Genomic DNA, 21,329 nt, shown 5'->3' on the forward strand with positions numbered 1-21,329 from the left:
CGGATGAGGCAGATGCGGCTGAGGTATCTGGGATAATGGACACCATGTCTGAACTCCCTTCGTCTCATAAACAGGCCAGCGCGCGCGCTCGGAACGTCGCTCGCCCGCTCGGCATGGCCTCCTGGATGATGGCCGTGCTGACGCTCGCGCTCATCGTTGCCATTATCTTCGCGGCCAACTCCAACCAAGTTGTGGGCTGGATCGTCGTCATCATCACGGGCCTGTGGCTCTTGCTCGTGGCCGGTGTGTTCCTGACCCTGCGGGCCGGCGCTCGTGCAGTGGGCCGTCGCTGGGATAAAACGAACGCGAATCTCGCCGCTAAAATCTCGAACAACGCGAGCCCAGACAGCACCCGTCCAGGCGTGATCAGCGAAGCCGAAATGAATCACGAGATGAAGCTCGATCACTCGTTTAAGATCGTCCAGGTCCAGCACGGTGTGGTGATGGAAAACCTCGGCAAAGACGATGAACAAGCCAAAGACATGGTCAACCGTGCGCTGGACACCATCAACATCACCGCGACCAACGCACGCGACATGATCAAACAGCGCCGCAAAGACCGCCACACCAGCACCGTCGAGGGCGAAATTATCGACTAACGCTGGGCAGGTCAGCCCGCGCAAGGAATCGAACACAGGAAACCGAAGAGCTAAAGGTAATTGAGTGTCTGAGAACGCATTGCGAGTTGCATCTTTCAACGTCAACGGAATCCGCGCGTCAGCACGCCGTGGATTCGATGAATGGCTTGAAGACCGTGGAGTGGACATCCTTGCCCTCCAAGAAGTGCGTGCACCGGATTCAATCGTTCAAAAACACTTCGAAGGAAGCGACTGGCACGTGCTGCACGCAGAAGCCGCAGACAAAGGCCGTGCCGGCGTTCTCATCGCCTCCAAGCGGAAACCCGACGCAACCCGCGTTGGAATCGGTGAAGCATACTTTGAAACCTCCGGCCGCTGGGTCGAAGCCGACTATACGATCAACGGCCGCAAGCTCACCGTCGTCTCCGCATACGTGCACTCCGGCGAAGTCGATACCCCACGCCAGGACGATAAATACAAGTTCCTCGACACGATGCTCGTGCGCATGCCGGAACTCGCGAAGCAGGCAGACGACGTGCTGATTGTGGGTGACCTCAACGTGGGGCACACCGAACTCGACATCAAAAACTGGAAAGGCAACGTCAAAAACGCCGGCTTCCTGCCGGAAGAACGCGCCTACTTCGACAAGTTCTTCGGCGAGATCGGTTACAAGGACGTTGCACGCGAACTCGCAGGGGAGGTACCTGGCCCGTACACGTGGTGGTCCTATCGCGGAAAGGCCTTCGACAACGACGCCGGCTGGCGCATCGACTACCACATGGCCACCCCCGACCTCGCCGGCCGCGCAATCCAAGCGACCGTCGACCGCGCCGAATCCTACGACAAACGAGTATCAGACCACTCGGCGCTCGTCATCGACTACAGCATTTAGCGCCCACCGCATCAAACACCTACAGCCCCAGCACACAGCGTCTAGCGCACGCACCATCTGAAGGACACCAGCATCACCATGAGCACCGAAACCGAAACCCCGAAGGAAACAGCACACCGCCAACGCATCCTTTCCGGAATGCAGCCGTCCGCGGACTCCCTACACCTCGGCAACTACCTGGGCGCGCTCGTTCAGTTCGTGAAGCTTCAACACGATGCCGACGCGTTCTACTTTGTCCCAGACCTGCACTCGATCACGTCCCCAGACGGCTCGACCAACCTCGCACAGCGTACCCGCACTACCGCCGCGCAGTACATTGCAGGCGGCGTCGACGTCGATAAGGCAACTCTGTTCATCCAGTCCCACATCCCAGAGCACGCCGAGCTCAACTGGGTTCTGCAGTGCCTCACCGGCTTCGGCGAAGCCTCCCGCATGACCCAGTTCAAGGACAAGTCGAGCCGCTACGGCGCCGACTCGACCAACGTGGGCCTGTTCACCTACCCATCGCTCATGGCCGCCGACATCCTGCTCTACAAGGCGGACCAGGTACCGGTAGGCGACGACCAGACCCAGCACGTCGAACTGACCCGCACCCTCGCGCAACGCTTCAACCACCGCTTCGGTGAGGTCTTCGTGGTTCCTAAGGCCGTCAACCCACCAAACGGCGCCCGCATCTACGACCTGCAGGACCCGACCTCCAAGATGTCCAAGTCCGGCGAATCACCTAACGGCCGCATCGACATCCTCGACGCACCAAAGACGATCGCCAAGCGCATCAAGTCCGCAGTGACCGACAACGGCACCGAGATCTCCTTCGACCGCGAGACCAAGCCGGGCGTATCCAACCTGCTCTCGATCCTCTCCGCGGTGACTGAGAAGCCGATCGACACCCTCGTTGAAGAGTACGAAGGCAAGATGTACGGCCACCTCAAGGTCGATGTCGCCGACGCCGTGGTCGCGGCCCTCGAGCCGGTCCGTGACCGCACGCTTGAGCTGCTGGACGACCCTGCCGAACTGGACCGCTTGCTCGCCGTTGGCGCGGCGAAGGCCCGCGCGGTTGCACAAGAGACCCTCAAAGAGGTGTACGACGCGGTCGGCTTCCTGCCTCCGGCCCGCCTCTCCTAAAAACCTCAAGCCCGCCTCGAATGAGGCCAAGGCACGATCTGGAGCCCAGTATTTCGCTGGGCTCCAGATTCTTTTAACAGCTGCACGGTAAGGTTCAAGTATGGGAACCGAACGCAACGAGCACGGAGCGACCCAGAACGGAGCAACCCAGCACGGAGCTGTGCAGGATAGCATCCGCCTTCCTGAGGCGAGCCGGTCCTTCCTCGGCATCGTGATCCCCGTCGAAGGTGAGTACGCCCGCAAAGTGTCTGCCACACGTGCGGCCACGGGTGACCCGTTCGCCTACATCCCTCCGCATATCACGCTGATGTCAGGCGTGCCGCTGACTGATCCTGCGGAAGCGATTGCTCACGTCCGCAACGTTGTTTCAGCGTTTTCGCCATTCCCTATTCGTTTCGCTGGAACGGATACGTTCTACCCGGTTTCACCCGTGACTTATCTCCGTGTGGCGGAGGGCGAGCGGGAACTCACCGAGCTACATGAACGCCTGCATTCGGGGCAGCTCGGTGCGAAGCCGGCGTTCCCTTTCGTGCCACATCTCACCCTGGCCCAAGAGATCGCGCCTGAGCGTCTTGCCGAGGTGCGCCGGGAGTGGGAGGACGTCTCGTTCAATATGGCGGCGCACAGCGTCACGGTGCATGTTGGCGACGGTACAGGGGCTTGGACTCAGATCGAAGAGCTCGCATTCAGTGGCTGATCTTTCGCCGCTGTACCGTCCAACACTGTTAAACGTGTGTGGGCCGGAAAGGGAATGTCCCTTTCCGGCCCACACACGTTTGAGGGGCTAAGCCCTACGCGGTCATGCCGTCACCTTAGATGGTGCGGTTCAGGATCGCACGCTTGACCTCAGCGATGGCCTTGGTCACCTGGATGCCACGCGGGCATGCCTCGGTGCAGTTGAAGGTCGTGCGGCAACGCCATACGCCTTCCTTGTCGTTGAGAACCTCAAGACGCATATCGCCGGCCTCGTCACGCGAGTCGAAGATGAAGCGGTGAGCGTTCACAACGGCCGCTGGGCCGAAGTACTGACCGTCGGTCCAGAAGATCGGGCACGAGGTGGTGCATGCGGCACACAGGATGCACTTGGTGGTGTCATCGAAGCGTGCACGCTCTTCCTGGGACTGCAGGCGCTCACGGGTTGGAGCGTTGCCCTTAGTCACGAGGAACGGCATGACCTCGCGGTAGGACTGGAAGAACGGTTCCATGTCCACGATGAGGTCCTTCTCGACTGGAAGACCCTTGATTGGCTCAACGGTGATTGGCTTGGAAGTGTCCAAATCCTTGAGCAGGGTCTTGCATGCCAAGCGGTTGCGGCCGTTGATGCGCATAGCGTCGGACCCGCAAATGCCGTGAGCGCAGGAACGACGGAACGAAAGCGAACCGTCCTGATCCCACTTAGCCTGGTGCAGAGCGTCCAGAACACGGTCGGTGCCGTACATGGTCAGTTTGAACTCGTCCCAGTGGGCCTCGTCGGAGACCTCTGGGTTGAAGCGGCGGACCTTCAGGGTGATATCGAACTGTTCGATTTCGCCGGACTCGGAGCCAGCAACCTCAATCTTGGATGCTGGTTCAGCAACGTTGGTAGACATCAGTACTTACGCTCCATCGGTTCGTAGCGGGTGAAGACAACCGGCTTGGTTTCGAAACGCAGGCCGCGAGTGCCGTCGATGTTGGCAGACTCGTCCTTGTAGATCATGGAGTGCTTCATGAAGTTCTCATCGTCACGGTTCGGGTAGTCCTCGTGGTAGTGGCCACCGCGGGACTCGTGACGGTGCATAGCAGCAACGGTCATGACCTCTGCAAGGTCGAGCAGGAAGCCGAGTTCAATGGCTTCGAGCAGGTCCAGGTTGAAGCGCTTGCCCTTGTCCTGGATGCCAACAGACTTGTAACGCTCGCGCAGAGACTCGATGTCCTCGAGAGCCTGCTTCATGGAGGCCTCGGAACGGAATACCTGCATGTTGGTGTCCATGGTCTGCTGCAGTTCTGCACGGATGTGTGCAACGCGCTCTGGGCCGTCGTTGTGCAGAGCATGGTTGACCTGCTCTTCGACGAACGCGGTTGGGTTCTCCGGAACGGCAACGAACTCAGCATCGCGTGCGTATTCAGCGGCGTTGATACCGGAACGCTTACCGAAGACGTTGATGTCCAGAAGCGAGTTGGTACCCAGTCGGTTCGAGCCGTGAACGGAAACACAGGCGACCTCACCGGCTGCGTACAGGCCCGGGACGATCGTGTCGTTGTCCTGGAGGACCTCACCCTTCACGTTGGTTGGGATACCACCCATGATGTAGTGAGCGGTCGGGAAGACCGGGACAGGCTCGGTGTATGGCTCGACACCCAGGTAGGTGCGTGCGAACTCGGTGATGTCCGGGAGCTTCTCGTCGATGTGGGAAGGCTCGAGGTGGGTGAGGTCGAGGAGGACGTAATCCTTCTTCGGGCCAGCACCGCGACCTTCGCGGACTTCCTGAGCCATCGAACGTGCCACGATGTCACGTGGCGCGAGGTCCTTAATGGTTGGTGCGTAGCGTTCCATGAAGCGCTCACCGTCGCCGTTACGCAGGACGCCACCTTCACCACGGGCAGCCTCGGAGAGGAGGATGCCGAGGCCTGCGAGGCCGGTTGGGTGGAACTGGACGAACTCCATGTCCTCGAGTGGCAAGCCAGCGCGGAATGCGATGGCCATGCCGTCACCCGTGAGGGTGTGAGCGTTCGAGGTGGTCTTGAAGATCTTGCCTGCGCCGCCGGTTGCGAAGACAACCGACTTAGCTTGGAAGACCTCGATCTCGCCGGTCGCGAGGTCGTAGGTCACGACGCCAGCAACACGCTTCTGCTTGTACGGGGTGCCGTCTTCGCGGGTTGCGTCCTCTTCGGTGAGGAGCAGGTCGAGGACGTAGACCTCGTTGAAGAACTCAACGTTGTGCTTGACGCAGTTTTGGTAGAGGGTCTGCAGAATCATGTGACCAGTACGGTCTGCTGCGTAGCAAGCGCGGCGGACAGGAGCCTTACCGTGGTCGCGGGTGTGGCCACCGAAGCGACGCTGGTCAATCTTGCCCTCTGGGGTTCGGTTGAACGGGAGACCCATCTGCTCGAGGTCGATCACCGCGTCGATGGCTTCCTTAGCCATGATCTCCGCGGCGTCCTGGTCAACGAGGTAGTCGCCACCCTTAATGGTGTCGAACGTGTGCCATTCCCAGTTGTCCTCTTCAACGTTGGCGAGTGCCGCGCACATACCGCCCTGCGCTGCACCGGTGTGAGAACGAGTTGGGTAGAGCTTAGTCAAGACCGCGGTGCGTGCACGCTGACCTGCCTCGATGGCTGCGCGCATGCCGGCGCCGCCGGCACCGACGATCACGACGTCGTACTGATGTACCTGCATTCGTGTTTTCCTTTTCGAAACGTCAGGGGGGCTACTCAGGCGCCACACACGGCGAGAGTCGAGCCGGGGATGCATGGATCAAAAGTGAAAATGACCAGGGTGCCGAGAACCACCGTGAAGATCGATGCGATGTAGAGGATCGTCTTGAGCCAGAAGCGGGTGCGATCCTTCTCAGCGTAGTCATTGATGATGGTGCGAACACCGTTGGTGCCATGCAGCATTGCCAGCCACAGCATCGTCAGATCCCAGAACTGCCACAGCGGGTTGGCCCACTTACCGGCAACGAAACCGAAATCGATAGCTGCGACGCCGTCGCCCACCAACAGGTTGGTGATGAGGTGGCCGAAGATCAGGACGATCAAGACCACGCCCGAGAAGCGCATGAACAGCCAAGCCATCATCTCGAAGTTGTTGCGGGACTTACGTGACCGGTTGTACTTCGGGTCAATCCGTGGGGAACGGGGAGCTTCAATCTGTGCAGTAGCCATGATTAGTTACCCCCAAAGAAGTGGCTGAACACGAGGGTCAAGTGGCGGGCGCCGAATGCGGCGACGGTCACGACCCAGAGGACAATGACGCCCCAGAAGAGGCCGCGCTGGATCTTGGTGCCCTGTTTGAGGAAGTCAACCAAGATCAAGCGGACACCGTTGAAGGCGTGGAACACGATAGCGGCAACGAGTGCGAACTCAGCGAGTGCCATGATCGGGTTCTTGTACGCGCCAATCACGGCGTCGTATGCGCCTGGGTCAATGCGAACCAGGGCGGTGTCCAGAACGTGGACGAGCAAAAAGAAGAAAATAACGACACCGGTAACGCGGTGTCCCACCCATGACCACATGCCTTCACGGCCGCGGTACAGGGTGCCAGAAGATGTCTTCGACACTGATCTACCTCCAAGACCACCGGGCGTATGTGCCACTTTGGGCACAATTTCGGGTGCGCGCCGATGTCAGCGTTCCTATCTAGCCTAATGCACTTTGAGTTCACGTGCGGCGTATCTCGCGCCGTCTGTGATCTGCGTCGCTTAAATGTGGGTGAGTGTCCGGTGGCAGGTGTCATTTGGCTGAAATACGCACGTTAAAGCTTTCCTAATAGAGTGCGGGCCGCCGTGAAACGGGGCATGTGTGTCAGGCGGGGCAGGTGTTCTCGGGTAGGGTGAATCAAATGATGATGAATGATGGTGTCTCCGACGACGTCATGAAGCGCTTTTATGGCGTCATTCCTGCCGGCGGGACAGGGACTCGATTGTGGCCATTGTCCAGGGCCGCTGCCCCTAAGTTTTTGCATGACCTCACTGGTTGCGGCAGCACCCTGATCCGTTCGACATACGAACGTCTTTTGCCACTCACTAACGAGCGTGTTCTTGTTGTTACGGGGCAGGCTCACGGCGAGGCGGTTCGTCGTCAGATCACAGAGCTTCGCGAGCATGACCTCGTGTTGGAGCCGGAACCGAAGGACTCTGCCGCGGCTATTGGCCTGGCTGCCGCGATTCTCAATAAATATGATCCCGACATCATCATGGGTTCGTTTGCGGCCGATCAGGTGATCACTCCGGAAGAGCAGTTCCGTGAAGCGGTCGTGGAGGCAGTGCATGTTGCCGCCACGGGCAAGATCGTGACGATCGGCATCACACCGAGTTATGCGGCGACCGGTTTCGGTTACATCCGTGCGGGAGAAAAGTTGAAGATCCCAGGCGCTCCGAACGGCCGAAAGGTCGTCGAATTCGTTGAGAAGCCGGGGGAAGCGGCTGCTCAACGTTACCTGGCTAGCGGTAACTACTTGTGGAACGCGGGCATGTTCGTGGCCCCTGTTGGGCTCATGCTCAAGCACCTGCGGGAGAACGAGCCGACGCTGGCGACGGGTCTTGAAGAGATCGCTGAGGCGTGGGGGACTGACCGTCAAGAGCAGGTCATTAACGATGTGTGGCCTGGCCTGCCTAAAACCGCGATTGACTATGCGGTTGCGGAACCAGCAGCCGCCTCGGGCGATGTTGCGGTGGTTCCAGGTGAGTTCACGTGGGATGACGTGGGCGACTTCGCGGCCCTTGGGCGTCTTAATCCGGCAGAAGATGACTCCCGCGTCAAAGTCCTTGGCCATGGCGGCCGCGTCTACGTCGATGAGTCCTCCGGCATCGTTGTATCTGATACCAACCGTGTGATTGCGCTGATCGGTGTGGAAGACGTTGTCGTCGTTGATACACCTGATGCGCTGCTTGTGACCACCAAATCTCACGCGCAACAAGTTAAGGACGCAGTTAACGCGTTGAAGGCTCACGGCCAAACCGACGTACTCTAACAGCGACGTACTCTATTGAGGTGACGAAGAGGAAGGTAACGCCGTGACAGCTCAAACGCCCGCACTGGACACTTCTGCGCACATCGAGGATCTGTTTGAGAGCCTCGTGGCGTTCCGACGTGAAGTGCATGCTGATCCGGAGTTGTCATTCGAGGAGTTCCGTACAACCGACAGGATCGTAGAAGCCCTCGAAATAGCAGGACTTGAGCCTCAGCGTTTGCAGGACACCGGCGCTTACGTTGATATCGGCGAGGGGCCTTTCGCGATCGGCTTGCGTGCAGATATCGACGCTCTGCCGGTCACCGAAGTCACGGGACTCGAGTACGCATCCAAAAACAAGGGCGTAGCCCACGCGTGCGGCCACGACGTCCACACGACCGTGATGCTCGGCGTCGCGTTCGTGCTTCACCGCCTGAATCAGGAAGGCAAGCTCAACGCTCGCGTCCGCGTCATCTTCCAGCCAGCTGAAGAAAAGATGCCGGGCGGCGCTAAGAAGGTCATCAAGCAGGGCATCATTGACCCGCTTCCGCGTCTGGCCGCGTTGCATTGTGAGCCGCGCATCCTTGCCGGCCGCGTTGGAACCCGCATCGGCGCTATCACCTCGGCATCTGACACGATCCGCATTCGCCTTCACGGCCGCGGTGGCCACACGTCCCGCCCGCATCTGACCGAGGACCTTGTGTACGCGATGGCGCAAATCGCGCTGGGTGTTCCGGCGGTTCTGAGCCGCCGCATCGACGTTCGTTCCGCGGTTTCTGTTGTGTGGGGTCAGATCAGCGCGGGTAACGCACCCAACGCGATCCCGGCGTTCGGTACCTTATCCGGCACGATGCGCTGCCTCGACGCCGGTGCGTGGGATCAGGCGGGCGAGTTGCTTGATCAGGTCATCAAGCAGGTTGCGGCACCGTATAACGTTGAAGTTGAGGTGGATCACATCCGCGGTGTTCCGCCGGTTGTCAATGCCGAGTCCGAAACCGCGCTCATCGAAGAAGCGGCCCGCCAGGAGATCGGCGGCGAGGCTATCGAACTGATGCCGCAGTCGATGGGCGGCGAGGACTTCGCCTGGATGACGATGCGGAAGCCGGGCGTTCTGATGCGCTTGGGTACGCGTCGCCCGGGTGGGCCGGTTTACGATCTTCACCAGGGTGACTACGATCCGGATGAATCCGCGATCAAGACTGGCGTTGCTGTGATGACTCGCGCCGCGCTGTTGGCGGCGGACGATGCGGCGCAGAAAGCGCAGAAGAAGTAACAGGTCGCAGAAGTCGGAATAAAGCACACAAGCCGTAACGCCGCGTCGATAGGAAGAGTATGACGGGATGAACCTGATCGGACTAGTTGTCGCTTCAAAACTGGGCGACACGTTGGACATGGTCAACGATTGGATCCTCCACACAGCGACCGCGTGGTGGGTCCTGCCTGTTGTCTTCCTGATGTCCTTGATCGATGGGTTCTTCCCGGTTGTCCCGTCGGAGTCTTTGCTCATCGGCTTGTCTTCGGTGTGGAGCACGCAGGGTTTCTTACCGCTCATGGTTTTGGCGCTCGTGGGCGCAACCGGCGCTTTCATTGGCGACCAGATCGCTTATTCGATGGGCCGGGCGGTGGGCCGCCAGGGTTTCAAATGGATGCGCAGACCTGCGGTCGCGAAGATGCTGGTGACCGCCGAAAAGCAGCTTGAGAAGCGTGGCGGCGTCCTGATTTTCACTGCGCGGTATGTGCCCATTGGTCGCGTCGCAGTGAACTTCACGGCCGGCGCGACGGGCTACTCGCGTAAGGCGTTCATGCTCTATGACGCGATCGGGTGCCTCATGTGGGGCGCGTATTCCGTGTTGATCGGAACCGTGGGTGGCCAGTGGATGGAAGAGAACCGTCTGCTGGGGATTTTCATTTCGATCTGTATCGCGATGGCGCTCGGCTGGGTCTTGGACCGCATCGTGCATCGCGTGATTTTTCGGGTTAACCCTGACTGGGAAGAGACTGAGCCGAAGCCTAAGCCTCCGCGCCGTGAGGTGCATTTGAAGGATCCCGATGAGTCCTGATCACGAACATTCCGCTGACCTCGATCAGGTGACGGCCGCGCTGGAACGGGTGCGCGGCATCGTGCGTTTGTTGCGTAGCGAATGCGGTTGGACGTCGGCGCTGACCCCGCAGAAGCTGACCCCGTACCTGATCGAAGAAGCTCAGGAAGTGCACGATGCGGTGGCTGGGGACGCGCCGGATGCGGACTTGGTTGCGGAGCTGGGGGACGTGTTGTTCCAGATCCTGCTGCACGCTGAGATGGGCAGGGAGCGCGGAGCGTTCGATCTGGACGACATCGCCGACGCGCTGAGTGCTAAGTTGCTGCGCCGAAACACGCATCTTTTCACGCCGGAAGGCTCGCTACGGCCCGACCCGCAGAACAGCGCGGAAGCGGCTGAAGCGGCGTGGGCGGAAGCAAAAAAGCGTGAGAAAGAGGCTCGGGCGCACAACGACCGATACGATGGGAAGTGACGAGCGGCGCCACCACAAAGCCACGCGCCGTTAAATCATCAAAGGAGCACAAACCCATGCCTCTGATTGACGCCGTTCATGCGCGCCAGGTCATCGATTCCCGCGGTAACCCAACTGTTGAAGCTGAAGTTCTTCTCACGGACGGCTCGCTGGGCCGCGCCATCGTGCCTTCGGGCGCATCTACTGGTGAATTCGAAGCGGTAGAGCTTCGCGACGGCGACAAGGGCCGCTACCTCGGCAAGGGCGTCACCAAGGCCGTGGACAACGTCATTGACGTTATCGGCCCGGAACTCCAGGGTTTCGTTGCGACCGATCAGCGTGACATCGACCAGCTCATGCTTGACCTGGATGGCACGAACAACAAGTCCAAGCTCGGCGCTAACGCGCTGCTCGGCGTTTCGCTTGCGGCAGCTCACGCGGCTTCCGAGTCTTCGAACCTCCCGCTGTACAAGTACCTCGGCGGCCCGAACGCTCACGTTCTGCCGGTTCCGATGATGAACATCCTCAACGGCGGCTCTCACGCCGACTCCGATGTGGATATTCAGGAGTTCATGATCGCGCCGCTCTCTGCACCAACCTTCTCTGAAGCGCTGCGCATGGGCGTTGAGGTGTACCACTCGCTCAAGGCTGTTCTGAACGAGAAGGGCCTCTCGACCGGCCTCGGCGACGAAGGTGGCTTCGCGCCGAACCTGCCAAGCAACCGCACCGCGCTCGATTTGATCGTGACCGCGATCGAGAAGGCCGGCTACATACCAGGCGCCGACGTCGCGCTTGCGCTTGACGTTGCATCCTCCGAGTTCTACAAGGACGGCGTCTACGTCTTCGAAGGCGAGAACCGCACCGCAGAGCAGATGGCTGACTACTACGCCGAGCTCGTTGAAGCGTACCCGCTCGTTTCTATCGAAGACCCGCTGTATGAAGACGACTGGGCAGGTTGGAAGAACCTGACCGAGCGCCTGGGCGACAAGGTCCAGCTGGTGGGCGACGACCTGTTCGTAACCAACCCAGAGCGCCTCGAACGCGGCATCAAGGACGACACCGCGAACGCGCTGCTCGTCAAGGTCAACCAGATCGGTACCCTCACCGAAACCCTCGACGCGATCACGATGGCTCAGCGCGCAGGCTACGCGTGCATGATCTCGCACCGCTCGGGTGAAACGGAAGACGTCACGATCGCTGACCTCGCCGTGGCAACCAACGCCGGCCAGATCAAGACCGGCGCGCCAGCCCGTTCCGACCGCGTCGCAAAGTACAACCACTTGCTCCGCATCGAAGAGGAACTCGGCGAAGCCGCAGCCTACGCAGGCGCATCCGCTTTCCCACGTTTCAAGGCCTAGATTCAGGGCCTAACGCACAGCTGGCTACGGCCGTGATCGCGTCTGGAGAGACTACCGATGCGGTCACGGCGCGGTTAGCCCGCAGACACAGCTCAGCTGAGTAGGATAGGAAACCACCGAAGCTTTGTTCTTCGGTGGTTTCCTGCGTTACTAGCGGGGATGGAGCTAGCGGGAAACGATCTAGCGGGTATGGATGTAGCGCCGAGAGGATGTGCCAATGAGCCAGCGACGCCCACGCGTACCGCATGCGCACAGTGCACAGCAGGCGCGTGAAGCTAGTGCGCAACAAGCGCGGGAAGCTGAGCAAGCCCGCAAAGCTGAAGAAGCCCGCAAAGACGCTGAAGCCCTTAAAGACGCTGTGGCGTTGCAGGCGGCGCGAAAACCTGGACAAACACATCAGCCTGAATCTGCGGGAACCGAGGCTGACAAGGCGCAAGAGACCATCACCGCTACATCTAAGGCGCGGCCCAGCAAACAAGATAAGAAGCAGCGCCGCCTCGAAAAAAGCGAACGCCGCCGCATGCAACGCGAGCAGGCCCGCAAACGTGCCGAGGCACGGGCGAAAGACACCGAAGAACGCAAAGCGCGCTTCCACGCGCGCCAAGAAAAAGCTAAACAAGAGCGCGCTTCGCGCGCCTCAGCGCGGGACACCCAGCGCCCACCGCAACGCAACGACCAAACTGGAACTAAGCGCGGACGTGCCGCGGCGCGAGCCGCGGCGGCCGAGCGACGCAAAGCCCGCGTCAACGACCGGCTCACTGAACGCGCCGCACTTCAAGGTGCCATCCGCTCCACCGGAGTACGTGCCTCAGCGCAAAAGACCAAGCCAACGCCGCAACAGCCTGTTCCAGCGAAAAGCTTGTCGATGCGCGTTATCGTGCTGACCATCGTCGTCATCATCTCTGCGGTGACGATGTTCCCGGCACTCACAACACTCGGCAATCAGACGGCTGAACTCAACAAAGCCCGCGCCGACATTGCCCAAGCTAAAGCCGAACAAGAACGGCTAGACCGCGAACTCAAACGCTGGGACGACCCCGAATACATCAAGCAACAGTCACGCAACCGGCTCAACGTGTATTCGCCGGGGGAGAAGCTCTACGTTCCGGTCGGTAAGCCGGCCAAGAAGAAGCTCGCATCGACAAGCCATCCAAGCGGGTACAGGCAAGGGTTGCCGTGGGCAGAAGGTCTGTGGGATTCCACGGTTTCATTAGGAACCAACCCGACCTCACGCCAACAAACCGACCAGAAGACTGAACAAAACCAGAAGGCTGAACAGAACCAGAAAACTGAGCAGAAAGACGATTCTGGGCAGAAGCGTAACGAGGAGAAGAAATGACGACCCCCGCCGCAGAAGCGCTCAACAGCGAACAGCGGATTCCTACTGAAAAGGACGTCGACACCGTGTCACGCCAACTGGGCCGTCCTGCCCGCGACATCGTGGAGATTGGGGCACGTTGCGTCTGCGGAAACCCGCTTGTGGCGACCACCGCGCCTCGTCTGAGCTCGGGAATCCCGTTCCCGACCACGTACTACCTGACGCACCCGGTTGCTACGTCCGCGTGTTCACGCGTCGAAGCTGAAGGCCTCATGGTCACGATGAACGAGCAGTTGGCCGAAGACCCGGAACTTGCGAAAGCGTACGCCGCGGCTCATGAACACTACCTCGCTGTTCGCGACGCGATTGGTAAGCGTTCCGGTGTAGGAGAGGTTCCGGAGATCGCGGGCGTATCTGCAGGCGGGATGCCTGACCGCGTCAAGTGCATCCACGTGCTCGTAGGCCATTCGCTGGCGGCGGGCCCGGGAACGAACCCGCTCGGTGACCAAGCTCTCGAGGCGATTTCCGAATGGTGGCGCCCCGACGTGTGCTCGTGCGCTGGCGCGTGGGACACCGAAGGTCCAGCCCCATCCAAGGACAAATCACGCCACGTCCGGACCCAGGCCGGCGACCCTGAACAGAAGCGCATCGAACGCGCCGCTAAGCGTGCCGCAGAGAAGGCGGAGGGCAACTAGATGCGCGCCGCCGTCATCGACTGTGGAACCAACTCAGTCCGTCTGCTGATCGCCGACATGACAGTCACCGACGGCGAGATCGAACTCACAGACTGCGTCCGCACCATGGAGGTTGTGCGGCTGGGTCAAGGCGTGGACTCGCATGGCCGGGTCTCGCCAGAAGCCCTCGAGCGGCTCGCGAAAGCCCTCGACGGTTTCGCCGCGATCATCGAACGCTACAAGCCAGAGCAGACGACCTTCGTAGCGACGTCAGCAACCCGCGACGCCGCGAATGCAGAAGAAGTGCACGATGTGGTGCGCCGCCACCTCGGTGTGGAACCTAACGTCATAACCGGCGACCAAGAAGCCCTCTATTCCTTCACCGGCGCAGTTTCGGCTGTCGATGTTGCACCGGCTGAAAATGTCCTGGTGCTTGATCTCGGGGGAGGGTCAACCGAGTTTGTGATTGGCCGGGAAGGCGAAGTGCTCGCGGAAGCCTCAACCCAGATGGGTGCGGTCCGCTACGCCGAACGGTTCATCCACTCCGACCCGCCGCTTGAGAGCGAAAAAGAAGCCATCGCGAGTGCCGTCGGTGACGTACTGACCGAGCTATCAGACACCATCGACCTCAGCACAGTAGACCGCCTCGTCGGCGTCGCAGGCACTGTGACCACAGTGCTGGCTCACGCTCTCGACCTGCCGGCCTATGTGCCAGAACGCATCACCGGCGCATCGATTCCCGTTCCACTGGCGATAGCAATCTGCGGAGAACTCGCGTCCTTCTCTAAGAAGAGGCTCGCCGACTTGCCGTATATGCACCCCGGCCGCGTCGACATCATGGCCGGCGGAGCGATGATCCTCAAAACCATTCTTGAAACCGTCCACGAGCGCAGCAACGGTCGCGTCAAAGAGCTCGCTGCCAGCGAAAACGACATCCTCGACGGGGTTGCGCTCGAACTCATGCGCCGCACGATGTGACGCAGACTTTGACAAACTCAGATCAGGCATAGAATGGAGCTATGCCTAGCTCACAGCAACTATCTCAGCGCCCACGTACTCTCGTCGTAGGTGGTGGATACCTCGGTCTCTACGTTGCCAAGAACCTCCAGAAGAAGGTTCGTAGCCTCGGCGGCATCGTAACCGTGGTTGATCCGCTTCCATACATGACCTACCAGCCGTTCCTCCCAGAAGTTATGGGTGGATCGATCGAACCACGCCACATCACCGTGCCGCATGCACGCTGGCTCCGCCACAGCGAACTCGTTCGCGGCTCGGTCGTCAGCATCGACCACAAGGCGAAGGAAGCCCTCGTCAAGGGTGAAGACGGTGAAGAGTTCACCATCCCTTACCAGGATGTCGTCCTCGCGGCCGGCGCGATCACCAAGACGTTCCCTATCCCAGGCCTCGCAGACGCCGGCATCGGCGTCAAGCGCGTCGAAGAAGCGATCTACCTGCGCGACCACGTTCAGGAGCGCATCCAGTTCGCAGACAACACGGACGACCCTGTAGCACGCAAGCGTGCACTGCGCGTCGTCGTCGTAGGCGGTGGCTTCAACGGTGTTGAGACCATCTCCGAGTTGCACGACGCAGCTGTTCTGGCTGCACAGCGTTGCCGCAACATCACCCCAGCAGACCTCGACTTCCAGCTCGTTGAAGCAATGGGCAAGATCATGCCTGAGGTCCAGGAAGACTCCGCTAAGTGGGTTGTTGAGCACCTCCGCGACCGCGGCATCACCGTGCGCCTCAACACCTCGCTTTCCGACGCGACCGACCGCCACCTCAAGCTCGTTTCGATGCCAGGCGGCGACCCAGTAGACGAGTTCGACGTCGACACCCTCATCTGGACCGCTGGCGTCCAGGCTAACCCGATGATTCGCGACACTGACCTCAACGTCGAACAGCGCGGCCGCCTGACCGTTGACGCGACCCTGCGTTGCGTTGACGCTGACGGCAACGTCATCGAAGGCGCATGGGGTGCAGGCGACATCGCTGCGGTCCCAGATCTCTCCGGTGGCGGCCTCCCAGACGGCACGTGCGTACCGAACGCGCAGCACGCCGTCCGCCAGGCGCCAGTCTTGGCAAGCAACCTGCTCGCTGAACGCTACGGCCAGGGCGAAATCAAGGAATACAAGCACACCAACCTCGGTGCTGTCGCTGGCCTCGGCTACGGCAAGGGCGTTGCCAAGATCATCAAGTTCCCAATGCATGGCTTCCTCGCGTGGGCTGCACACCGCGGCTACCACGGCATGGCTATGCCAACCATCGAACGCAAGATCCGCGTCTTCAGCGGTTGGATCAACCAGCTCATCGCAGGCCGCGATGTGTGGGGTCTGCGCAACGTGAACCGTCCATTCGACGAGTTCCGCAAGGCAGCTTCCCCTAAGAAGAAGGCTGATTCTTCCAAGTAACTCTCACAGCGAGGTGTTCGGCTGCGAGTATCAGCCGAACACCTCGCTTTCTTTTCACTCTTCACGGTGGATTCGCCGTGAAAACCGATACTCACGCGCGCTCCGCTACACAGCGTTCAGCGCGCACGCCCCCATAGCCCAATGGCAGAGGCAGAGGACTTAAAATCCTTTCAGTCTGGGTTCGAGTCCCAGTGGGGGCACGTGCCAGGTGTTGATCTGATTCAGCCGATCGCGGTCTTGAAAGACCCCGAGGCTTTAGCGACCCACGAAGATACGTGCCTTGCGGCCGCGCTCGCATCCGTTACCGCATGGCTGGCTTTCCCCGATGACCCGATGTGGGAGCCATGGCTGTACGGGACCGACGGCCGCGGCGGGGGCCAAGGTAAAAGCGTGCGACGAGGGAAACCGAAAGACTTCCGCGCACTCGAGACCGCCGGCGCAGTGATGGTGAGCGTCGGAACTGCGAAGGCTGCCGCGCTCGCCCCGACCGAATATCCACTCACCGGACGCATGAAGCAACTGCAGGTGTCCGGAACCGAGTTCGAACACACCGGCGAAGCAACAGTCCACGGCGACATGGAAGCGCCACGTGTCTTGCACATCGGGATCGACACCGTGCTGGGGATGTCGACCGGCAAAGCGGCCGCACAATCGGCTCACGCGGCCCTGACATGGGCGATGCAACTCAGCCCCGAAGAACTTGAAGCCTGGATTGAACACGATTTCCCGTCAACCCTTATCCCGCTCGATCGTGACGGATGGAGCACCACAGCAACCAATGCAACCGTTGTGATCCGCGACGCGGGACATACCGAAATTAAGTCAGGTTCCGTTACAGCTGTCGCTTGGTGAAGCCGACCTGTAGGATAGATCACGGTTCCTTGGACGCGCGTTTCAGCACGTGAATCTCACGGGGTGAAGGGCGCCGCCCTAAGAAAAAGAGGTAGAAAATTAATGGCTTACCGCAGCAGTAACCCGGTGTTTAAAGACAAAAACTTCCGAGAGAAGATGCGGAACGGCGAGGGCGCTGAAGCTATTCACGCGCCTTCGGCAGCAGACCTTGACCGTATGTACGGTGCGCCTTCGGCACAGGCCGGCCAGCAGGCTCCGCAGCAACCGTACGGTTACAACGGTCCACAGAACGCCCCACAGAACCAGTACGGCTACCAGCCGCAGCAGGACTACCAGCAGCCGAACTACGCTGCAGGTGACCTGAGCGTCCAGGGTAATCAGGGCGACCGGATGGTTATGGGCGATGTGCTCAACAAGATGACCATCATGCTCGGCCTCATTGTGGCTTCCGGCGCGGTCGCTTGGTTCCTGGTGATGAACTCGGTCCGCAACGCGATGGCGGGCATGGGTTTCGGCGCGCTGGGCGGCTCGGTTTTCGCGATGGTGGGTATCGCGGCGCTTGCGGCGTTCGTGATCGCTCTTGTCAACCAGTTCAAGCGGGTTACCTCGCCAACGCTTTCGGTGATCTACGCGGTCCTTGAAGGTTTCGTTCTGGGTGCGATCTCCGCGATCGCTGAAGTCGCCTACCCTGGTATCGCGCTTCAGGCGGTTCTCGGTACGGTCCTCGTCTTCGCTGTGACCTTGGGCCTGTTCCGCTCCGGCAAGTACCGCACCTCGCCACGCATGACCCGCATCGTCATGGTTGCGGCAATCGCGTACCTCGCGTTCTCGCTCGTGAACCTTGGCCTCGTGCTGATCGCGGGTACCTCGATGCGCACGGGCCTCTTCGGCATGGCGATCGGCCTGTTCGCAGTGCTGCTGGCGACCTACTTCCTGGTCATGGACTTCGAGTTCATCCAGAACGCAATCTCCCAGGGCGCTCCAAAGCATGTTGCATGGACCTGCGCTTTCGGCCTGACCTTGACGCTCGTGTGGATCTACATCGAGATCCTGCGCCTGCTCATGATCATCCGCGAAATGGTGGATCGCTAAGCGGGGACGCGGAGAGCGACCAGCTTTCTGAAACATCCGCGTTGACAACGCTCAGCGCATAAAGCATCGACACGGTATGCCAAAACACATGTTTTGGCATACCGTGTTTTTATGCCCGAACCATCGAAGCGTCGGCTCCGGAGCGCCGGAGCGAGACTCGCAGAGCGGCTCCGTAGCGTGCGCAGCACGATTGAGCGGCGCCGTGAAGAACTCAGCCGTGAAGAACTCAACGAACCACAAGCGCCTGTCGAGCAGGAACCCGAGCGTCCCGACATAAAGGTGCCGAGCGATGTTCCGCAGCCGTTGAAGGTCACAGCGGGTTATGCGTGGCGGATCGGTGCGATCATCCTGGTGACGGTCATGATCCTGTGGGGTCTGAGCCGTGTCGCGGTGGTGCTGATTCCGGTCATGATTGCCGCGCTGCTGGCGGGCCTACTGTTGCCGCTGAAGCGACTGTTCCTCAAGATGCGGTTCCCGAACGGCCTCGCGACGTTCAGTACGTTGCTCGTCTTCGCCGCTGCGTTGACGGGTGTCGTGTGGCTTGTGGTCGCAACCATGGCCGACGGCGCGGAGAGACTGTGGTCTGAAGCGATCACTGGTATCAATTCGATCCGCACATGGCTGGCGACTGGCCCGCTGCAGATCACTGACACGCAGATCACCGACTGGGCGCAAGAGATGCTGCATCGCATGCAGGAGAACTCGCAGGATCTTCTGAAGCAGGCAGCCTCGGTCGGAACCACGGTCACACACTTCCTGACTGGTCTGTTGCTCACGGTTTTCGCTTTGATTTTCTTCCTGCTCGATGGCGCGAAGATTTGGAAGTGGACAGTCGGCTTGTTTCCACGCCACACGCGGGCCGCTGCTGACGGCGCTGGTCGCCGCGGGTGGGGTTCGCTTGTTTCCTATATCCGTGTTCAAGTCATCGTTGCGCTGATCGATGGTTTCGGCATCGGGCTGGGTGCTTTCATCCTTAATGTCCCGCTCGCGCCGCAGCTGGGTGTCTTAGTCTTCTTGGGCGCGTTTATCCCGATCGTGGGTGCATTCCTGACCGGTGCTATCGCGGTTCTGATCGCGCTCGTGGCCCAGGGCTGGGTTGTCGCGCTCATCATGCTCGGCGTCGTGCTGTTCGTTCAGCAGGTCGAATCGCATGTTCTGCAGCCGTTGATCATGGGCCGGGCAGTGAGCCTTCACCCGCTCGCGGTTGTTCTGGTGGTCGCGTGCGGTACGTTCCTCTTCGGTATCGCTGGCGCTCTGTTCTCCGTCCCGCTTATTGCGATCATCAACAGTGTTGGCAAGTACCTTGCGGCTCGAGAGTGGGAGCGAGACCCTGCGGTGGAGCATCGCCGTAAAGAAGCGGGGCAGCATGACTCAAAAGCGGAGCAGGCGCCAGCGGGTACATATGATGAAGACGAGGCCCGTCTGGTTTCAGACCGCGCTGACACTATAGCTGGTCGAAAGCAGCCGGAGCAGGGCAGTCAGGAAACCTAACCCCCGACAATAAACGCTGGAATCCATCAGCCAGGAGAATCGGAATAGTGACAGAACAGGCACGTCAAGAAGAATCGTCCACGTCGAACGAAAACGCAACGATGATTCCTCGGGAAGACCCGACGCGTGACCTTCCGGTGACGCTTGCTGATGTTCGTCGCGCAGCTGAAGTGCTCGATGGCGTGGTTGAGAAAACTGGACTGCACCACTCGCGTGCCCTCGAACTACACACGAAAGCCCCGGTGTGGCTCAAGGCGGAGAACCTGCAGCGTTCCGGTTCGTTCAAGGTGCGCGGCGCGTATGTGCGCATGAATAACCTCACGGAAGAGGAACGTGCCCGCGGCGTTGTGGCCGCATCGGCTGGTAACCACGCTCAGGGTGTCGCCCAGGCGGCTTCGAAGCTGGGTATCAAAGCGCGGATCTACATGCCGTTGGGTGTAGCGCTCCCTAAGCTCACTGCGACGCGCGACCACGGCGCGGAGGTCGTGTTGCACGGCGAGACGGTCGACGAGGCGCTCGCAGCCGCTGAAGCGTACGCGGAAGAGAGCGGCGCGGTGTTTGTACACCCGTTCGACCACCCGGACATCATCGCTGGTCAGGGAACGATTGGCCTGGAGATCCTGGAGCAATATCCAGAGGTTGAGACCGTGATCATGGGCGTTGGCGGCGGCGGCTTGCTTGCTGGTGTCGCTACCGCGATCAAGGGCCGTGCGGCGGAGCTTGGCCGGGATATCAAGGTCATCGGCGTGCAGGCTGAGGATGCTGCGGCGTATCCGCCGTCGCTGGCGGCCGATGCGCTGGTTCCGTTGACGAAGGTCCGCACCATTGCTGACGGCATCGCTGTGGGACGCCCGGGCCAGATGCCGTTCGAGATCATTCGGGAGCTCGTTGACGACGTCGTCACGGTGTCTGAGGACGCGTTGGCTCGCGCGCTTGTGTTCTTGCTTGAGCGTTCCAAGCTCGTGGTTGAGCCTGCTGGGGCAGTGGGGGTTGCGGCGCTCCTGGAGAACACTCTGGTTGAGTCCGGCGTCGAGCCCTCCAAGACGGTCGCTGTCCTCTCTGGCGGCAACATCGACCCGCTGCTGATGCTCAAGGTGATCCAGCGTGGTCTGGCTGCCGCGGGACGTTACCTCACCATCAAGATGATGCTTCAGGACCGCGCAGGTGAGCTCGCAACTATTTCCCGCATCATCGCTGATTCCAGCGCGAATGTGACCCGCGTGGATCACACCCGCATCGGCGGCGCGTTATCGATGGGGGACGTCGCGATCACGATTGACATGGAAACCAACGGGCACGAGCATTCAGATGAAGTGCTCGATGCGTTGCGCGCCCATGGCTACGATCCACAGGTCATTCTGTAACTCAGGCCATTCTGTAGCGTTGTATGTGCAGACAGCG

The 21,329-nt window shown here is 60.4% G+C and carries 21 protein-coding genes and 1 tRNA gene; 18 read left to right on the forward strand and 4 right to left on the reverse strand.

What is annotated here, in order from left to right; translation table 11 throughout:
* Positions 1–44: 44 nt before the first annotated feature.
* From JOD50_RS06465 to JOD50_RS06480, 4 genes are all read left to right on the forward strand, one after another.
* Positions 45–599 (forward strand): hypothetical protein, encoded by a 555-nt coding sequence (locus JOD50_RS06465; protein WP_204880864.1) that lies wholly within the window; start codon positions 45–47, stop codon positions 597–599.
* 64 nt (positions 600–663) lie between these two features.
* Positions 664–1,470, forward strand: a complete 807-nt coding sequence (locus JOD50_RS06470; RefSeq protein ID WP_338052045.1) for an exodeoxyribonuclease III — start codon at positions 664–666, stop codon at positions 1,468–1,470.
* 78 nt (positions 1,471–1,548) lie between these two features.
* Positions 1,549–2,595: a tryptophan--tRNA ligase gene (gene trpS, locus JOD50_RS06475; RefSeq protein ID WP_204880865.1), complete on the forward strand. Its 1,047-nt coding sequence runs from the start codon at positions 1,549–1,551 to the stop codon at positions 2,593–2,595.
* A 100-nt stretch (positions 2,596–2,695) separates the two neighbouring features.
* On the forward strand, positions 2,696–3,292 hold the full coding sequence (locus tag JOD50_RS06480) for a 2'-5' RNA ligase family protein (RefSeq protein ID WP_204880866.1): 597 nt from the start codon (positions 2,696–2,698) through the stop codon (positions 3,290–3,292).
* 115 nt (positions 3,293–3,407) lie between these two features.
* Here JOD50_RS06480 and JOD50_RS06485 read toward each other — a convergent pair whose 3' ends face one another.
* From JOD50_RS06485 to sdhC, 4 genes are read right to left on the reverse strand one after another with little or no spacing between them, the layout of a single operon-like run.
* Positions 3,408–4,184: a succinate dehydrogenase iron-sulfur subunit gene (locus JOD50_RS06485; protein WP_101630191.1), complete on the reverse strand. Its 777-nt coding sequence runs from the start codon at positions 4,182–4,184 to the stop codon at positions 3,408–3,410.
* Complete coding sequence (gene sdhA / locus JOD50_RS06490) at positions 4,184–5,971, reverse strand: succinate dehydrogenase flavoprotein subunit (RefSeq protein ID WP_204880867.1); 1,788 nt, start codon at positions 5,969–5,971, stop codon at positions 4,184–4,186. Before sdhA ends, JOD50_RS06485 begins: the two co-directional genes overlap by 1 nt.
* A gap of 35 nt (positions 5,972–6,006) precedes the next feature.
* Complete coding sequence (locus JOD50_RS06495) at positions 6,007–6,459, reverse strand: succinate dehydrogenase hydrophobic membrane anchor subunit (RefSeq protein WP_204880868.1); 453 nt, start codon at positions 6,457–6,459, stop codon at positions 6,007–6,009.
* A 2-nt stretch (positions 6,460–6,461) separates the two neighbouring features.
* Positions 6,462–6,854, reverse strand: coding sequence for a succinate dehydrogenase, cytochrome b556 subunit (gene sdhC / locus JOD50_RS06500; RefSeq protein ID WP_101630194.1), 393 nt, complete (start codon positions 6,852–6,854; stop codon positions 6,462–6,464).
* A 284-nt stretch (positions 6,855–7,138) separates the two neighbouring features.
* On the opposite strand from sdhC, the gene JOD50_RS06505 reads away from it, so the two are divergent.
* From JOD50_RS06505 to ilvA, 14 genes are all read left to right on the forward strand, one after another.
* A complete protein-coding gene (locus tag JOD50_RS06505) occupies positions 7,139–8,266 on the forward strand; it encodes a mannose-1-phosphate guanylyltransferase (RefSeq protein ID WP_239541765.1) in 1,128 nt (375 codons plus the stop codon).
* 43 nt (positions 8,267–8,309) lie between these two features.
* On the forward strand, positions 8,310–9,518 hold the full coding sequence (locus JOD50_RS06510; RefSeq protein ID WP_204880869.1) for an amidohydrolase: 1,209 nt from the start codon (positions 8,310–8,312) through the stop codon (positions 9,516–9,518).
* Positions 9,519–9,585: 67 nt separating this feature from the next.
* Positions 9,586–10,305 carry a DedA family protein gene (locus JOD50_RS06515; RefSeq protein WP_204880870.1) on the forward strand — a complete coding sequence of 240 codons (720 nt, stop codon included), beginning with the start codon at positions 9,586–9,588 and terminating at the stop codon, positions 10,303–10,305.
* Positions 10,295–10,756, forward strand: coding sequence for a MazG nucleotide pyrophosphohydrolase domain-containing protein (locus JOD50_RS06520; RefSeq protein ID WP_204880871.1), 462 nt, complete (start codon positions 10,295–10,297; stop codon positions 10,754–10,756). The genes JOD50_RS06515 and JOD50_RS06520 overlap by 11 nt, the downstream gene beginning before the upstream one ends.
* 56 nt (positions 10,757–10,812) lie before the next feature.
* Complete coding sequence (eno, locus tag JOD50_RS06525; RefSeq protein WP_204880872.1) at positions 10,813–12,093, forward strand: phosphopyruvate hydratase; 1,281 nt, start codon at positions 10,813–10,815, stop codon at positions 12,091–12,093.
* Positions 12,094–12,310: 217 nt separating this feature from the next.
* Complete coding sequence (locus tag JOD50_RS06530; protein ID WP_204880873.1) at positions 12,311–13,432, forward strand: FtsB family cell division protein; 1,122 nt, start codon at positions 12,311–12,313, stop codon at positions 13,430–13,432.
* Positions 13,429–14,106 (forward strand): DUF501 domain-containing protein, encoded by a 678-nt coding sequence (locus JOD50_RS06535; protein ID WP_204880874.1) that lies wholly within the window; start codon positions 13,429–13,431, stop codon positions 14,104–14,106. Before JOD50_RS06530 ends, JOD50_RS06535 begins: the two co-directional genes overlap by 4 nt.
* A complete protein-coding gene (locus JOD50_RS06540; RefSeq protein WP_204880875.1) occupies positions 14,107–15,063 on the forward strand; it encodes a Ppx/GppA phosphatase family protein in 957 nt (318 codons plus the stop codon). It abuts the gene before it with no gap.
* A gap of 41 nt (positions 15,064–15,104) precedes the next feature.
* On the forward strand, positions 15,105–16,493 hold the full coding sequence (locus JOD50_RS06545) for an NAD(P)/FAD-dependent oxidoreductase (protein WP_204880876.1): 1,389 nt from the start codon (positions 15,105–15,107) through the stop codon (positions 16,491–16,493).
* A 127-nt stretch (positions 16,494–16,620) separates the two neighbouring features.
* Positions 16,621–16,693: transfer RNA gene (locus JOD50_RS06550), tRNA-Leu, on the forward strand.
* Between the two features lies 1 nt (position 16,694).
* Positions 16,695–17,345: a peptidyl-tRNA hydrolase gene (locus JOD50_RS10620; protein ID WP_204880877.1), complete on the forward strand. Its 651-nt coding sequence runs from the start codon at positions 16,695–16,697 to the stop codon at positions 17,343–17,345.
* A gap of 102 nt (positions 17,346–17,447) precedes the next feature.
* Positions 17,448–18,437 carry a Bax inhibitor-1/YccA family protein gene (locus JOD50_RS06560; protein WP_101630204.1) on the forward strand — a complete coding sequence of 330 codons (990 nt, stop codon included), beginning with the start codon at positions 17,448–17,450 and terminating at the stop codon, positions 18,435–18,437.
* 177 nt (positions 18,438–18,614) lie between these two features.
* Positions 18,615–19,928, forward strand: a complete 1,314-nt coding sequence (locus tag JOD50_RS06565; protein ID WP_204880878.1) for an AI-2E family transporter — start codon at positions 18,615–18,617, stop codon at positions 19,926–19,928.
* Between the two features lie 101 nt (positions 19,929–20,029).
* Positions 20,030–21,292, forward strand: a complete 1,263-nt coding sequence (ilvA, locus tag JOD50_RS06570; RefSeq protein ID WP_204881578.1) for a threonine ammonia-lyase — start codon at positions 20,030–20,032, stop codon at positions 21,290–21,292.
* Positions 21,293–21,329: the final 37 nt, after the last annotated feature.

The organism is Pseudoglutamicibacter cumminsii, from assembly GCF_016907775.1.
GTDB lineage: Bacteria > Actinomycetota > Actinomycetes > Actinomycetales > Micrococcaceae > Pseudoglutamicibacter > Pseudoglutamicibacter cumminsii.